Source organism: Ketobacter sp. GenoA1, from assembly GCF_003671475.1.
Lineage (GTDB): Bacteria > Pseudomonadota > Gammaproteobacteria > Pseudomonadales > Ketobacteraceae > Ketobacter.
Genome location: NZ_RCHM01000009.1, coordinates 670,456 through 686,439, shown reverse-complemented (window position 1 = coordinate 686,439; position 15,984 = coordinate 670,456). Strand labels below are relative to the sequence as shown.

The 15,984-nt window shown below is 56.6% G+C and carries 11 protein-coding genes; 4 read left to right on the top strand and 7 right to left on the bottom strand.

The annotated features are described in order from the left end of the window. The 6 genes from D9N13_RS04430 to D9N13_RS04400 form a co-directional block, all read right to left on the bottom strand. On the bottom strand, positions 1 to 648 hold the full coding sequence (locus tag D9N13_RS04430) for a tetratricopeptide repeat protein (RefSeq protein WP_290586396.1): 648 nt from the start codon (positions 646 to 648) through the stop codon (positions 1 to 3). Between the two features lie 3 nt (positions 649 to 651). Beyond that, the gene (locus D9N13_RS04425; protein ID WP_290586393.1) at positions 652 to 1,452 is read right to left on the bottom strand and encodes an SDR family oxidoreductase; all 801 of its coding nucleotides are present in this window, start codon (positions 1,450 to 1,452) and stop codon (positions 652 to 654) included. After that, positions 1,439 to 3,604, bottom strand: coding sequence for an AMP-binding protein (locus D9N13_RS24220; RefSeq protein WP_317622448.1), 2,166 nt, complete (start codon positions 3,602 to 3,604; stop codon positions 1,439 to 1,441). Before D9N13_RS24220 ends, D9N13_RS04425 begins: the two co-directional genes overlap by 14 nt. Further along, positions 3,588 to 4,259, bottom strand: a complete 672-nt coding sequence (locus D9N13_RS04410; protein WP_290586390.1) for a thermostable hemolysin — start codon at positions 4,257 to 4,259, stop codon at positions 3,588 to 3,590. The genes D9N13_RS24220 and D9N13_RS04410 overlap by 17 nt, the downstream gene beginning before the upstream one ends. A gap of 212 nt (positions 4,260 to 4,471) precedes the next feature. Then, positions 4,472 to 6,484, bottom strand: coding sequence for an NADPH-dependent 2,4-dienoyl-CoA reductase (locus D9N13_RS04405; protein WP_290586387.1), 2,013 nt, complete (start codon positions 6,482 to 6,484; stop codon positions 4,472 to 4,474). A gap of 177 nt (positions 6,485 to 6,661) precedes the next feature. Further along, complete coding sequence (locus D9N13_RS04400; RefSeq protein ID WP_290586384.1) at positions 6,662 to 7,942, bottom strand: acetyl-CoA C-acetyltransferase; 1,281 nt, start codon at positions 7,940 to 7,942, stop codon at positions 6,662 to 6,664. Between the two features lie 331 nt (positions 7,943 to 8,273). Between D9N13_RS04400 and D9N13_RS04395 the strand changes: the two genes are divergently transcribed. After that, complete coding sequence (locus tag D9N13_RS04395) at positions 8,274 to 9,698, top strand: 3-oxoacyl-ACP reductase (protein ID WP_290586382.1); 1,425 nt, start codon at positions 8,274 to 8,276, stop codon at positions 9,696 to 9,698. A gap of 56 nt (positions 9,699 to 9,754) precedes the next feature. On the opposite strand, the gene D9N13_RS04390 is transcribed toward D9N13_RS04395, so the two are convergent. After that, positions 9,755 to 10,753, bottom strand: coding sequence for an AraC family transcriptional regulator (locus tag D9N13_RS04390; protein WP_290586379.1), 999 nt, complete (start codon positions 10,751 to 10,753; stop codon positions 9,755 to 9,757). A gap of 231 nt (positions 10,754 to 10,984) precedes the next feature. Between D9N13_RS04390 and D9N13_RS04385 the strand changes: the two genes are divergently transcribed. From D9N13_RS04385 to D9N13_RS04375, 3 genes are all read left to right on the top strand, one after another. Further along, positions 10,985 to 11,845, top strand: coding sequence for a MaoC family dehydratase (locus D9N13_RS04385; RefSeq protein ID WP_290586376.1), 861 nt, complete (start codon positions 10,985 to 10,987; stop codon positions 11,843 to 11,845). Positions 11,846 to 12,007: 162 nt separating this feature from the next. After that, positions 12,008 to 13,666 (top strand): VRR-NUC domain-containing protein, encoded by a 1,659-nt coding sequence (locus D9N13_RS04380; protein WP_290586372.1) that lies wholly within the window; start codon positions 12,008 to 12,010, stop codon positions 13,664 to 13,666. Then, positions 13,663 to 15,981, top strand: a complete 2,319-nt coding sequence (locus D9N13_RS04375) for an ATP-dependent DNA helicase (RefSeq protein WP_290586369.1) — start codon at positions 13,663 to 13,665, stop codon at positions 15,979 to 15,981. The genes D9N13_RS04380 and D9N13_RS04375 overlap by 4 nt, the downstream gene beginning before the upstream one ends. The last annotated feature ends 3 nt before the right edge of the window (positions 15,982 to 15,984 follow it).

The following is a 15,984-nucleotide window of genomic DNA, read 5'->3' as shown; positions in this document are numbered from 1 at the left end:
TTAATGTAATTTTTTCGCCACGATTTCCAACTTGGCCAGGATTTCCCGGCGGCGACCCTCATCGGCCAGCGGGCGATCAGCACGGGGGGCAGCCTGCATGGCCTTGTCAAAGTATACTTTAGCTTTGCGGTAGTCACCTTCCTCCAGCCAGTAATCGCCGTAAAAATAATTGCTGTCGATCCCTGCAGGGTCAATTTTTACCGCCTGTTCCAGCATTTCACGGGCTTTTTTATCGTCGCCGAAGGCAATGGGCCAACCGGGCACCTGATAATATAAACTGCCCAGTGACGTGTAGGCGGAACCCGCCAGCGCCTGCGGATCAATCCGCAGGGAACGCTCAAACAGCCCACGGGCTTCTTTCACCAGGCCCAACGCGCCCAGCCCGCCACGGGCACCGGCCCAGGTGGACACCACAATGCCTTTCCAGATCAATGGCTCCGCCCGATCGGGGTGGGCCTGAATCAGGCGCTCTGCCGCCACCGCCAGTTGTTCGAAGGCCTTCTCCCGTTGCGGTTCCGGTATTTCATAGTTGATGTGTGCCCAGCGTTGCTGGATCGACAGCAATTGCTGATCAAAATCAGTGGTTGCGGCCAGGGTGTGCAGCGAAATCAGCATCAATAACACACTTAAAAAGCAGTACCTTCCCATGACTCATGTCTCCTTTTTCAGATAGCGTTGAATGGTAGGGAGTTGTTTGATCAGGGCCTGATCCACCAGTTTGGAAAACACGCCGTTCACCACCACAAACAGCTTCTCAGGCCAGCCCAGGAACAGTTTCAATCGGTTGTGTTGCATCGCCTTCACAATCTGCTGCGCCACCCATTCCGGCTCGTCCATGGCCACCCCCAACGCCTGATTCATCGCGTTGACGGCGGGCCCGTTCATGCTGGTGCGGGTTGCCCGTGGCGCCACATAAAATACCCTGACCGGGGTATGGGCCAGTTCACGCCGCAGGGCTTCGGTGTAGCCACGCACACCAAATTTACTGGCACAATAGGCGGAAAATCCCGGATAACCGATGCTGCCAAAGGTTGATCCAATATTGACGATCGCAGCCTCCGGCCGCCGCCGCAACTGGGGCAGCAAGGCGGTGGTCAACAGCAGGGTTCCTTTCAGATTGATATCCAGGATTGACGCCAGTTGCGCGCTACTCACCTGATCGCAGGCAGCAAAACCATTGACCCCGGCTGCATTGATCAACACATCGATATCCTGATGTTTGGCCAGCACAGTGCGCGACTGTTCCAGCAATCCTTCTGCTCCCAGATCAAGTTCCACCGCCACCACTCTGGCACCACCATCAGCCAGCTCAGCCGCCTGCTGCTGCAGCGCAGAGAGATCCCGCCCGGCCAACAGCAACTGTGCACCCTGCTCCGCCAGCAATCGGGCAATCAGCCTGCCGATGCCGCCTGTTGCTCCGGTCAGTAACACTTTTTTATCACGCAACTGCATGGGATGAACGCTCCCTGTTGGCGGGGGTTTCCTGTGCCAGGGGAATACTGCGCAACATGTCGCCGTACAAACGGTAGACGATGTTGGCGCTGTGAATAATTGCCTGTTGATCCCCAGGCTGGGTTACCTTGTCCATCAGTGAGCGAAAGAACTCAAAGTGATCCTGATCCAGCTCACCATGGGAATACAGATAGCTGAATGCCTGATCCGGCAGTTCCAGTTTCTGTTGCACAATCTTTCCCATCTGGGTGGCCAGCTTGATACTGGTTCCTTCCAACACCATCACCATGCCGAAAAAGGCCATCGGGTTTTGTCTTTCGATTTGGTCGTACAGAAAGGACACCATCAGTTCGATGGAGAAATCAGGCACACCGTTTCTAACGGCTTCCTTGTCTCCTCCGCAGGCTGCAATGTCGTTCAGAATCCATTCCTGATGCCCGTATTCGTCTTCAATGTATTCCGCCAATGCTTTACGGACCCATTCCTTTTCCTGCGGCAAACGCCCTCCGCACGCCATCATCAACGGCACGGTATGTTTAACATGATGGAACGCCTGCTCAAGAAAATAGCGGTACCCGGTCAGTTGAAACCGGCCCTCGGGAACCGCTTCAATCACCGGCGCGGACAGTAAATACCCGCGGGCACGCTCTGTCTGTTGATTGAGTTGTTCAAAGAAAGACATAACAGGTTCTCCATTGTGTATGCGGTTACGATAGTGTTGCTGAATCCTGGATCGACAATTGCGGCCGTTGGCGGTTGCCAAGCCATTGGCGGGAGAAAAGGGTTCGTCGGCGGCCAGGGCCCGCCCCACCCGCGCATAATTCGGCAGACGCTGATTCACTTCTGCAATCGCCGCTGCCACGTCCGTCCACTGAAAGCCGGTACGCACCGTGATGACGGCCACGTTTTCCGGCATCGCCTCGCCAAACAGCGCTGCCTGAGCAATGGCAGGATGCGAACTCAGCTCCGCTTCCACCCACTCCGGGTTGACGTTGCGGCCATAGGCGGTGATGAACAGATTTTTCTTGCGGCCTTTGATGTAAACGAAGCCTTCTTCGTCCTGCCGGCCAAGATCACCGGTGGCAATCTCCGTGGTGGAGGGCGCTTCACCCAGATAGCCCAGCATGACAGCGCCGCGCACCCGGATTTCGCCTGAATCGTCGAACAGCAATTCCACGTGATTCAGGGGTTTGCCCACTGATCCCGCGCGCCGGGCCGCCGGCCGGTTCAGGCACACCACCGAACCGCATTCAGACAGGCCATAGCCCTCATAAACCGGCAGGTTCAATGCGGCAGCACGACATAATAAGCCCTGCGCCACCTTGCCTCCCCCCACCGCCACGAATTTCAGATGGGAGGGTACCGGCACACCTTTTTCACAGGCCAGCACCAGCGCCATCAACAACTGGGGAACCAGGATGCAGGCCTGGGGTTGAACCCGCTGCAACTGTTGTAAAAAGGCAAACACATTAAAGTGCGTGGCACCGTTAAAACCCAGCTGTGCCAGAGGCACAATATGCACGGTTACCTGCTGTAGTATCGGTGCATAAACTCCTGCCACGTTCTCCAGCAAGGTGGCAAAAGGCAACACGCTTAAGTGGCTCTTGATTGCCACGTCGGCCATGGCATCGGCTATGCCCAGGGCGGTTTTTTCCAGCGTTTGCAACCCCAGACGAACGCCTTTCGGGGTACCGGTGCTGCCCGAAGTGAAGGTGACTTTTTCATAGGATTGAATCGTGGCGGCCTTCGCTGGAAGCACGCCCAGGCGGATGCCCGGAGCAGAGCTGAGCGGAAGCACGGCATCGAGCGGGATCATCTCGGCAAAATGATCCACATCGGTTGTCTGCCCCAACACCAGGCTAATGTGGGCCTGAGCAATAACGTGATCCAACTGCTGTCGGGAAAAGAAGCCGGGAATGGGCACCACTCTCACCGCCAAGCCCAGCAGCGCAAGATCGCAGACCACCCAGGTCAGGCTGTTGTCCCCCACCAGGGCAATGGCCCGGCCTGCATGGTTCAATAGTGCCTGGCGCAGTTGAATCACCTGCTGATGCAACTGCCCCCAGTTCATGTCTGTTGACTCATTACTCAGCGCAACGCCGTCGGCGTGGTGTTGGGCCAGCCAACCCAATCGCTCAAGCAATAAGGACATGGTTCACCTCCACCCGCTGGTAAGCGCAACGCTGCAGCAAGCCCGACTGCCTGACCCGGCCCAACCCCTGCGCGATGTCACCCACCATGACAACGGGGCAATGGGCATAGTAAGAGCCCCAATCCGCCCCGGCATCGGCCAAGCAGGCCGGATCAGCCGGCGCAAGGGAAAGCGGACTTATACCCAGGCGGTGAAACACATTCACCACTTCCGTGGTACCGGTGCACGCCAGCCAACGGGCACCCCAATCCTGCAACACCGCACTCAGCACCGCGAAAAAACAACGACTGATGCCGCGGCTGCCACCGGCCAGATTACCCACCTCGATCACATCACGCCGCCGGCAACGGGATTGGCTCTCTCGACCGATGGCAGCTTCAATGGGTTGATTCAGATATTGCTCAAGGAACAGCTTTTCAGAATGGGCGCTGCGCACCCCAATGGCGGCCTGGATATCACCAGCCACCGTTTCCAGGGTGATCAGGGTCGGCAGAAACGAGTGGATACAGGCACCATGTGCCTGCCGGAAGCGCCGTGCGATAAAGGACTCAACTCTGGCCCGGCCTTCATGCCAGGGCAGGTATCCCACAACGCGCAGTGCCACGCCGCCCAAAGCGAGTTCGGCAAAGACTTGATCAGGGAGAACAGCAGTCACAACAGTACCCTCACAAAACTGGTACGGTCAGACTAAGGGCACAGGCTTAAAACAATCTTAAGAAAGCTTAAGGCAGGCTTAAGGCAGGGAATTCAAGGCTCAAATGGCGCTAAAACCGGCACGCCATCACACTCTTTCAGGATGGCGTGGGGTTTTCGGTTTCGGTTGGTTGCCTGCGTTCGTTATTTTATTTCGTTGTTTTATTTTGTTGTCTACAGTTGCGCCGCCAGCTCCGAGCCCTGACGGATGGCCCGTTTGGCATCCAGCTCAGCGGCGACATCAGCGCCACCAATAATATGAACAGTCTTCCCCTGGGCTTGCAGTGCATGGGCCAGTTCGCGCTGAGGTTCCTGCCCTGCACACACGATGATATTGTCCACCGGCAGGATACGGGGTTGGCCCTTGACCCTGATGTGCAGACCCTCATCATCGATACGCTCGTAAGCCACACCGGCAATCATTTCCACATTCTTCTTTTTAAGCTGGGCGCGATGTACCCAGCCGCTGGTTTTACCCAGGTTCTTGCCCAATGCAGATTCCTTGCGTTGCAGCAGATACACCTGACGGGGGCTGGGTGCCACCTTGGGCTCCACCAGCGCCGAGCGATGGGCCAGGTGGGTATCCACACCCCACTCTTCATACCATTGCTGTTGGTCATTAGAGGCATCACTGTGGGTGAGGTACTCACTGACATCAAAGCCGATGCCGCCGGCACCGATCACGGCGACGGATTTCCCCACCGGTTTCTTATGGGCAATCACGTCCAGGTACGACAGCACTTTGTCATGTTCCACCCCGGGAATACCCGGGGTGCGGGGCACGATACCGGTGGCTACGATCACTTCGTCGAATCCCTGCAGATCATCGGCTTTCACATAGGTATTCAGTTGCACCTTGACGTTGAACTTTTCCAACAGGGTGGAGAAATAGCGCAACGTTTCCGCGAAATCCTCCTTACCGGGAATCTGCCTGGCAATATTGAACTGGCCGCCCACCTTGTCATCGGCATCAAACAGCGTCACATCATGACCGCGTTCGGCAGCAACGGTGGCCGCAGCCAACCCTGCCGGCCCTGCCCCCACCACCGCCAGTTTCTTTTTATGGAGGGTTGGCAGATAACGCAATTCCGTTTCATGGCAGGCGCGGGGGTTCACCAGACAACTGGCCCGCTTGTTTTTAAACGTGTGATCCAGGCAAGCCTGATTACAGGCGATGCAGGTATTGATTTCGTCGGCCTTACCGGCTTCCGCTTTTGCCACAAAATAGGCATCCGCCAACATGGGCCGGGCCAGGGACACCATATCCGCCTGACCACTGGCAATGATATCTTCGGCCAGCTCCGGTGTATTGATCCGGTTACTGGCACACACCGGCACATTGACGGCCTGCTTTAGTTTGGCGGTGGCAAAGGCGAATGCACCCCTGGGCACCGAGGTGACGATGGTGGGAATACGGGCTTCATGCCAGCCGATCCCCGTGTTCAGGATGTTGACACCTTCGGCTTCCAGGCACTTGGCCAGGGCTTCCACTTCCTCCCAGTTCTGGCCACCGTCCACCAGGTCCATCAATGAAATCCGGTAAATGATGATGAAGTTGGGGCCCACCGCATTACGCACTGCGCGCACCACTTCCAAGGGAAAGCGCATACGATTCTCGGCGCTGCCACCCCACTTGTCGGTACGCCGGTTGGTGCGCTGCGCCAGAAACTGATTAATCAGGTAACCTTCAGAGCCCATAATTTCAATGCCGTCATAACCGGCAAACTGGGCCAGTTCGGCTGCCCGGGCATAATCATCGATGGTGCCCTGCACCTGCCTGGCGCTCATCTTCGCGGGTTTGAACGGAGTAATGGGCGACTTGATGCCGGAAGGCGAAACACTGTAGGGGGTATAGCCATAACGCCCCGCATGGAGCAACTGCAATGCAATCTTGCCACCCTCGTTATGAACCTTGGCGGTAACATGCTTGTGCAGCACAGCCGTGACTTTGCTGTTCATACTGGAGCCGTAAGGCAACAGATCGCCGCGCCGATTGGGTGAGTAACCTCCGGTGACGATCATGCCCACCCCACCACGGGCCCGCTCGGCAAAATAGTTGGCCAGTTTGTCGATATGGTAGAAGCGATCTTCCAACCCGGTGTGCATGGACCCCATCAACACGCGATTGCGCAAGGTGGTGAAGCCCAGATCCAAAGGCTTCAGCATATTTGGATAATGTTGGTTCATGTTATCTCCCTAAACAGGCCGTTCGTGGTTGCTGCTGCAATCCTAGCCCAGCTTGTTCCATTAGGCATTCGGGAATAGTAACCCGACTGCACAGTCTGATTGCCGTGACTTCGTAGATCGCCCCGCCCACAAAAAAGGCGGCCACTGGCCGCCTTCTCTGATTCCGCAACAACGTGCTTACTTCTCCAGAATCGCCGTCACACCCTGGCCGCCGGCGGCGCAGATGGAAATCAGGCCGCGACCGGAACCCTTCTCATTAAGCAACTTGGCCAGCGTGTGAATAATACGGCCCCCGGTTGCCGCGAACGGGTGGCCCGCCGCTAAAGAAGAACCCTTGATGTTGAGTTTGCTGCGATCGATGCTGCCCAGGGCTTTATCACGGCCCAGGCGCTCTTTACAGAACTTCTCGTCTTCCCAGGCTTTCAGGGTGTACAGAACCTGCGCCGCAAAGGCTTCGTGAATTTCGTAGAAATCGAAATCCTGCAAGGTGATACCGGCCCGGTCCAGCATGCGGGGCACGGCATAGGCAGGCGCAATCAACAGGCCTTCTTTCTTGCCCACAAAATCGATGGCAGCGGTTTCACAGAAGGTGATATACGCCAGAATCGGCAAACCGCGCTCTTTGGCCCACTCTTCGGTGGCCAGCAGCGCCGTCGACGCGCCATCAGTGAGCGGAGTGGAGTTAGCGGCTGTCATGGTGCCGTTCTCACGATCAAAGCAGGGCTTCAGGGAGGCCAGTTTTTCCAACGTGGTATCACCACGCAGGTTGTTATCCCGATCCAGGCCCATAAAGGGTGTCATCATGTCGTCGAAGAAGCCTTCTTCGTAGGCTTTCGCCATGTTCTTGTGGCTGGCAAAGGCCAACTCATCCTGTTCGTTGCGGGGGATATCCCACTCTTTGGCGGTAATCTGGCAGTGATCACCCATGGCCAGGCCCGTGCGCGGCTCTGAGTTTGCAGGGATCAGGGGCATCAGATGCTTGGGACGAATCTTGGCGATCAGTTTCAGGCGATCCTGATTGGTTTTCGCGCGGTTCAGATCCAGCAGAATCTTGCGCAAACCTTCGCTGACGCCGATGGGGGCATCCGAGGTGGTATCCACACCACAGGCAATCCCCACATCGATCTGCCCCAGGGCAATCTTGTTGGCCACCAGAATAGCGGCTTCCAAACCGGTGCCGCAGGCCTGCTGGATATCGTAGCAAGGGGTTTCCGGCGCCAGTTGGGTGCTCAATACGGATTCACGTACCAGGTTGAAGTCACGGGAATGCTTCATTACCGCGCCACCCACGACTTCGCCCATCAGTTCGCCCGCCAGGTTGTAACGATCCACCAGACCGTTCAGGGCGGCGGTCAACATATCCTGGTTACTGGCATAGGAATAGGCCGTATTGGAACGGGCGAAAGGAATTCGGTTACCACCAACAATGGCTACTTTACGAACATTATCTACTTTCATGAATGACGTCCTGTTGAATGCGCTCCCCAGACAGGGAGCATAACGTATTGAGTTGCTTACAATTTAAGAAATTGCATTGGGCTGCAAACGGCTCCGGGCCGGCGTCAACGTACGCAAACTTCGTGGGAGGCTAGTCTACCGGGACTATACTGTCTCGCATTGGCACAACTGACCAGCGGGCTCTTTACCCGGGTCAATTTAAATTTCAATGCAACTCCTTTAATATACGGGCCGACTACCGAACCGTACGGTGCACGCGTCGTTGTATGATTGCGCACCGCAACGGCCCGAAACTATATCACACAACGCACAAACACACAGGATCTGACCAATGGCCGATGTTTACGAATCCATGCTCAGCAGCAACGTTGGACGTTCTCTTCTTTCTTCTCTGAACCTGCCCGTTCCAACCCAACTGGAACGCCACTCCCAGGCTCAAACTTCTTTTGTCACCGGGAACGTTCTGGTTGGTGCTGCCCCAGGCGGTCGAATGGTTGAATCTATCGCCAGCACGCTCAAAGGCAGCAACGCCACAGTACAAACACCCAACAACGGCAGTGCTCAGGATGAAATCAAAGCCGCCGGTGAGAAAGCGGAGCTGACGCTCACTGCCGTGGACTCCTCCGCGGAAGCCGCCAAATTCAAAGCACTGGTGTTCGATGCCACCGGCATTGAAAACAGCCAGCAAACCCGCGAACTGTACAACTTTTTTCATCCGGTGATACGTAAGCTCAACGAGTGCGCCCGGGTGGTGGTAATCGGCCTGCCGCCGGAATCCTGCAAATCCAACCCCAGTCAACAGATTGCCCAGCGCTCACTGGAAGGCTTTGTTCGTTCAGTCGCCAAGGAAATCGGTAAGAAAGGCGCCACCTGCAACCTGGTGTACGTAGCCAAGCAGGCAGAAAAAGCCGCTGAATCCGCGCTGCGCTTCTTCCTGTCGCCCAAATCAGCGTTTGTGGACGCCCAGGTTCTGCGGGTGAGCAAAGCCAAAGCCGCGGAAGCGGAATTCAATTGGAACCAACCACTGAAAGATAAAGTGGTACTGGTGACCGGTGCGTCACGCGGTATCGGTGAGGCCATCGCCGGTGTTATGGCACGGGATGGCGCCAAGGTGGTGTGCCTGGATGTGCCGCAGGCCCAAGAGGATCTGCAGAAAGTGGCGGACCGTCTGAACGGCGGCCTGATCGCCATAGACATCACCGACCCCAAAGCCCCGGACACCATCGCCGCCACACTGAAAGCCGAATACGGTGGTGTGGATGTAGTGGTACACAACGCCGGTGTGACCCGGGATAAAACCCTGGGCGGCATGCCGGATAAGTTCTGGGATATGGTTATCGACATCAATCTGTCCGCCGAAGAGCGCATCAATGATGCCCTGCTGAACCAGGAAGTGCTGAAGGAAGGCGGTCGCATCGTTTGCGTATCCTCCATGAGCGGTATCGCCGGTAACTTCGGCCAGTCCAACTACGCGGTATCCAAAGCCGGTGTTATCGGCATGGTGGACGCCTACGCGCCGATCCTGGCCAAGAAAGACATCACCATCAACGCCGTAGCCCCTGGTTTCATTGAAACCCAGATGACCGCGGCGATTCCTTTCGCAACCCGCGAAGCCGGCCGCCGATTGAACTCCCTGAAACAGGGTGGACAACCGGTGGATGTGGCTGAAGCCATCGCCTTCTATGCCAGCCCGGCCTCCGCCGGTGTCAACGGCAACACCATCCGGGTGTGTGGCCAGAACCTGCTGGGTGCCTGATCCGGCAACCACAAAAAAAGCCGGCGCTTGAAGCCGGCTTTTTTTGTGGTGCTGAATTATTTCTGTTTGGCTTTACGATATTCCACCGGAGTCTGCCCCACCCAGCGTTTGAACGCCCGGTAGAACGTACTGGGTTCGGAAAACCCGGTCAGATACACAATCTCATCAATGGATTCGTCGGTTCTGGCCAACAGCTTTTTGGCCAGGTTGCAGCGATAATCCGCCAGCAGCTGATTAAAATTGGTGTCCACCTCCGCCAGCTTGGTACGCAGGCTGCGGGGTTTGATCTGCAAACGCTCGGCAACGGTTTCCAGATTGGCGTTGCCGGATTCCAGCAGTTCCCCGATCAGGCGGTTTACCTTGGCAATGAAATCCTGCTTTTCCAGTTTCGCCACATGCTCATTGGCCAACTGCTCATGCAGTTTCAGCAGCTCGGGTTCTGCATGGCTGGACGCCACATTCAGGCTGTCGGCGGTAAAATAAATGCGGTTACCGGCCTGCTCAAATTTTACCGGGCAGGGAAACACCCGCTTATACTCCTGGGGATTGTCCCCCATGGCGTGTTCAAAATGGATTTCCAGAGGCTGAAAGGCCCCTTCAGTGACGTAATCGAAAAACTTCAACACAGCGATCACCACACATTCAGTAAGGTGCCGGAACCCACCGGTAAAGCTGATATTCCCCACATACAGGCCGATTTCGTCCTCTTCCAGAGTTGCGTTAACCGCATCACTGAGCAGCCGCTGGTAGCTCAGCGCGCGCTTTAAGCCCTCGCCAAAGGTTTCGCTGCTGAGGAACAGGTATTCCAGCACCTGACCTTTGAATACCGGGATTTTTTCCCCCAGATGCAGGCCGATATCCGGATCATTGCTGACTTCTTCAATCACCGTCCAGAACAGATTTTGGGCAGAATGGGGGGTGCGCAGGTCTTTTTCGTCAAGCTGTTCATGCTTTAAGCCTATACGCTGCAAAACCACTGCGGCATCAATGCCTAAATCCTGCATAGCCTGGTAGGCGAGCCGAACCAGCACTCCAGAATCGGTGAAATCGCCCATGGATTACCTTCTGTTAGGGAAAAAATCAGGAAATTAACTGCATGAAAATCCGAATAAAACCGGATTAATGCCGTCAATGATAGACACCACCGCCCGCAAAGACAATAGCGTCTCTGCGGCCAATTGACTGCAATGACCATTAACAGTGCCCGCCTGGGCAATTACGCAGTACAATCAGGCCGCTACAATCGTAGAAATCTAAACTCAGGAATCTCAACACAGGATCGATTGATGATGGCAACCATAGAACTCGAGAAACCACCCTCTACCATGAGCCTCTACTACCGGGCGGTGACCTCCAAAAAGCCTGGCAAAATGCAAGGTGATACCCTGCCCACCATCAAAGCCCACCTGCGCGATGTGACCGCCGACCTGGGCAAGCTGGCAGAGTATCGCAACGTGTGTGGATTCCCGGTTTCCGGTAGCCTGCCGGTGACCTACCCACATATCCTGGCGTTCCCGTTGCACATGGAAATTCTGGTGAACCCACTGTTCCCGTTCCCACTGCTGGGATTGGTTCATGTGCGCAACGAGATCACCCAGTACCGCGCCATCGGCAACCAGGAAGCCATGGACATCGAATGTGAGCTGGTGGGGCCTGACGAAGTGGGCAAGGGGCTGGAATTCAGCATCATTACCCGCGTCAGCGTGGAAGGCAAACTGGTATGGGAGAGCGTCAGCACCAACCTGTTCCGCACCAAAACCAGCGTGGAAGACAAAAAAGACAAGAAAGAGGACACGTTCTCCGCCGACAACATGGATTACTGGTCGGTACCCGACAACATCGGCCGCCGCTACGCCAAGGTATCCGGCGATTCCAACCTGATTCACCTCTATGCCGTCACCGCCAAACTGTTCGGCTTCAAGCGTCACATTGCCCACGGCATGTGGAGCAAGGCCCGTGCCCTGGGTGCCCTGGAAGAGCAGCTGCCGAAAGGCCCCTTCAAAGTGTCGGTGGCGTTCAAGCTGCCGGTGTTCCTGCCGGCCAAAGTCCAGTTCCAGTACGCCAATACCGGTGACACCGTGGAGTTTCGGATCAAAGACCAGAATGGCGAAAAGCCTCATCTGTCCGGTCAGATCCAGAGCCTCTAGTGATTAGCGGGCGTGGCTCAGGAAGCGCCTGAGCCACGCTGCCCTGCCTTCCACAGCCCTTTCCTCTTGCCAACCGCAGCGGTACCATGGCCCTTTGACACTGTGCTTAAAACGGATTCCATGGAGCAAAACCGCCAACCTGTGACAGTATTCGGCGCGGCAATGACCAACGCAGAACTCCCCGCCGGTTACCATGTGGAGAATCTCACCACCCTGATGCAGGCGGTGGTGACGCAATACCGGGATCTGCTCACTGAGCACGAGCAAGGGTTGTGGCAACGGTTTCAAGGTTTGAGCGCAGCGGGCAAAAGCCTGTTTTACCGACTGCTGACCCGGCGCGGGCCGCTGCTCCGACAGGATAAATTGCAATACGCCGATATCCCGGATCTGAATGCCACCCTGACCGAGCTGGCCCGCTGCGACATGGCCAGCATCAATCACCCCGTGGATGCGGAATTGCTGCTGGCGTTGCTCACCCGACAGGAGCTGGTACAGCGCTTCAAGCCCACCGGGCACAACAAACTGAACAAACCGCAATTGCTCGCCCTCATTCTGGAGCAGACGGATCACACCCGGATTCTCACCACCATCCAACACGCCTTCCCCTATGTGCAAGCCCATTACCAGGATGCGTTTGCAATGTATCAGGTGTGTTTTTTCGGTAACAGCCACCAGAACCTGGCGGAGTTTGTGATTCGGGATCTGGGCCATGTGCAGTACGAGCAATACCGGCTGTGCCGGGACACCCGTTACTTTCAAACCCGCCAGCAAATCGAGCACCAGATTGTTTATTCAAATGCCCGCCAGCAGCTGGAAGACAAAATGTTTTTGCAGGATGCCGCAGCGCTGATTACGTTGGCGGAATCCCTGCCCAGGCCGGATCATCACCCCCATCTGCAGCGCCGCTACCAGAAAACCTTACTGACCATCGCCCGGCAGTTGGAACGTTTGCAGCGACCAACGGAAGCGTTGCGTTACTACAGGCTGTGCGACCGGCACCCAAGTCGGGAGCGGCAAGTGCGAATCCTGAAACAGCAGGGGGATCTGGAGGCAGCATTGCACCTGTGTCACGCCATTGAATCCAACGGCCAACACCCGGAGGAACTTGAATTTGTGCAGCGCGTTCTGCCACAGCTGAATAAGGCATTGGGGCACACAGCCGCGCAACAGACGAAACCGCCGGCGCACCGCAAGCCACCACAACGGGAATTTGAACTGACCTTTCCACAATCAGAACTTGCCGTGGAAATACAAGCTGCCGCTGCCCTGAGCGATGAGCAACACAGCTGCCACTATGTTGAAAACACGCTGTTCAATGGTCTGTTTGGCCTGTTGTTCTGGGATGTTATTTTTACCGCCATTCCCGGCGCCTTTGTCAACGCCTTCCAACGGGGCCCGCTGGATCTGAACAGTGAAGATTTTTATCCACGCCGACGTGAACCTATCGAGAGCCGTCTGCAGACCTTACGCTCTGCCTCGTGGCGGGAAATCGTGTTGCAACATTACGCCGCCAAATTCGGCCGCGCCAACGCGTTTGTTTACTGGGAAGGCCTGGGCCAGGAGCTGCTGCAATTGGCACTGCAGCGCATTCCTCCGCAACACCTGGAATCCCTGTTCCGGAGAATGCTGCGACACCCGGGCCTGTACCGCAATGGTTTCCCCGATTTAATCCGGTTTTCCCACCACAGCTACGAACTGATCGAAGTGAAAGCACCGGGAGACAAATTGCAGGCCAATCAAATTCGCTGGTTCAAACATTTCCAGCGCACAGGTATCCCGGCCAGTGTGTGCTGGGTCCGCTGGGCAGAAAGGCCGACATGAATCCGGGCCCGGACACACCACGGACGTTTCGCATCGCCATTACGGAGCTGGCCCACTTTTGCTGCCGCGAAGGCAGCGTCCTGTCCGGAAACGAGCGCACGCCAACGGCGCAACAGGGCCAGGAAGGCCATAAAAAACTGCAGGGGCAGAGGCCACCGCACTATCAGCAGGAAGTGAGCATCTCAAAAGCATTGCAGGGAAAGCACTGTGAATGGACACTCGCAGGGCGCATCGATGGCCTGTTAATGGATTCCGGTCAATCCGCACAGCCGCCACACATTCCCATCGTGGAAGAGATCAAAACCACCTACTGTACCGAAGCCGAGCTGCCCCCGGAACAACACCAGCTGCATCTGGCACAGGCCAGGCTCTATGCCGCTCTGGTGTGTGAGCAACAACAGCTGGAGCAGGTGGAGATTCACCTCACCTACCTGAACCTGAGTGATGAATCCGTGTTCCAGCACAGGGCGCTGTTCAGCGCTGACAGTCTCCAGGCATTCCTTTCCCGTTGCTGCCAGCAATACACGGAGTGGCTTGATCAACACTGCCTCTATCTGCAGCAGAGGGACCAAAACCTGAACCAGCTGCCGTTCCCGTTTGCCGCATACCGTGCCGGGCAACGCACACTTTCGGTTACGGTTTATCGTGACATCAGAGAACAAAAACAAGGGCTGTACCATGCACCCACCGGCCTGGGCAAAACCATGGCAACTCTGTTTCCCGCACTCAGGCAACTGGGGCAGGGTGTGGTGCGGCAGATCTGGTATCTGACGGCGAAAAACAGCGGGCATAACAGCGTCAGACAGGCACTTCAACAGCTCTCATCCGGACTGAATCCAAGGGTGATTTACCTGCAAGCCAAAGACAAGACCTGCACCACCTGCCCCCTTCACAGCCAGCAGAATTGCACAGCACAAAGCGGCTACTATGATCGGCTGCCTGCTGCCCGTTGGGAGTTTCAAACCCGGCCATGCGCCGACACAGAGGATCTGAACACCCTGGCGCAGCGCCACAAGCTCTGCCCTCATCAACTGGCCCGCGACCTGTTGCCCTGGGTGGACCTGGTGGTGGCAGACTACAACTACGTGTTTGACCCCTACACCCGGCTAAGTGATGCCCTGAACAAAAGCAGGCAGCTGTGCCTGCTGGTGGATGAGGCGCACAATCTGCCGGACCGGGCACGCACCATGTTCAGCGCAGCGCTGCAGGTCAAGAAGCTCGGCTCGCTGGCCAGTCAGATCACCGACAAACCGCTTAAGACCCGGCTGAAAAGCCTCGCCAGACAGTGCCGCGAACTGTGCCAACAGGAGCAGGCAAGTGCACTGGATTCCGGGCTGCGACACACTCTGCTTGTGCTCTCGGAACAGCTCAACGAATGGTTTTTGCAACAGAACTGGCTGCTGTTTCCGCAGGAGCTGTTCGAGTCGGTGATGGAACTGTGGCGCTTTGCCCAACGGGCACAAACCATCCACCCGGAAGATGCCATTCTGCTGGATCCACACGCGGAAAAAATTCAGATCTATTGCACCGACCCGGCACCAGAGCTGGAAAAAATTGCCGCGGGCTTTCATTCCAGCCACTACTTTTCCGGCAGCCTGTTACCCCTCCACTACTTTCAGCGCTGCATTACCACCAACCCCCAATGTACCCAACTGATTCTGGATAGCCCGTTCCCCCCGGCCCACCAGTGCACAGTGATCATCCCGCTGAACACCCGCTATCCGTCTCGCCCACAATCATTACCGCTCATCGGTGCTGTACTGCATACTCTGTGGCAATGCCGGCCCGGCCGCTACCTGCTGGCGGCACCCTCGTTCGAATACCTGGGCGACGCCATGGACGCGCTGCGGCAGCACCCGCAGATTCCCCTTCTGATGCAACCCAACAGCCCATCACCGGAGGAGCGCGCGCAATTTCTTGCGATGCTGCAACAAGACCGGTTCCTGGCGGGTGTGATCACCGGCGGCCTGTTCGCGGAAGGCATCGACCTGAAGCACAACACCCTGGATGGGGTCATCATCATCGGCACCTGTCTGCCGCCCCCCTCCCCGGAACGGGAACAGATCAAGCACCGGTTCGACGCTGCCAACCGGCAGGGATTCGATTTTGCCTATCGTTATCCGGCCATCAACCGGGTCATTCAAACCGCCGGCAGGCTGATCCGGGACGAGCAGGATCGGGGCATCGTTCTGTTACTGGATGATCGGTTTAACGAGCTCCGTTACCGGACACTGATGCCCGCCCACTGGCAGCCGCGGCTGGTGAAAAACCCGTGCCAGCTGGAGGCGGTACTGGATGCTTTCTACCGCAACTAACGT

Excerpts from the sequence above, each read along its gene's own strand:
- D9N13_RS04395 (WP_290586382.1), top strand. The coding sequence starts at position 8,274 with ATGGCCGATGTTTACGAATCCATGCTCAGCAGCAACGTTGGACGTTCT.
- D9N13_RS04375 (WP_290586369.1), top strand. The coding sequence starts at position 13,663 with ATGAATCCGGGCCCGGACACACCACGGACGTTTCGCATCGCCATTACG.
- D9N13_RS04385 (WP_290586376.1), top strand. The coding sequence starts at position 10,985 with ATGATGGCAACCATAGAACTCGAGAAACCACCCTCTACCATGAGCCTC.
- D9N13_RS04425 (WP_290586393.1), bottom strand. The coding sequence starts at position 1,452 with ATGCAGTTGCGTGATAAAAAAGTGTTACTGACCGGAGCAACAGGCGGC.
- D9N13_RS04430 (WP_290586396.1), bottom strand. The coding sequence starts at position 648 with ATGGGAAGGTACTGCTTTTTAAGTGTGTTATTGATGCTGATTTCGCTG.
- D9N13_RS04405 (WP_290586387.1), bottom strand. The coding sequence starts at position 6,484 with ATGAACCAACATTATCCAAATATGCTGAAGCCTTTGGATCTGGGCTTC.
- D9N13_RS04400 (WP_290586384.1), bottom strand. The coding sequence starts at position 7,942 with ATGAAAGTAGATAATGTTCGTAAAGTAGCCATTGTTGGTGGTAACCGA.
- D9N13_RS24220 (WP_317622448.1), bottom strand. The coding sequence starts at position 3,604 with ATGTCCTTATTGCTTGAGCGATTGGGTTGGCTGGCCCAACACCACGCC.
- D9N13_RS04390 (WP_290586379.1), bottom strand. The coding sequence starts at position 10,753 with ATGGGCGATTTCACCGATTCTGGAGTGCTGGTTCGGCTCGCCTACCAG.
- D9N13_RS04380 (WP_290586372.1), top strand. The coding sequence starts at position 12,008 with ATGACCAACGCAGAACTCCCCGCCGGTTACCATGTGGAGAATCTCACC.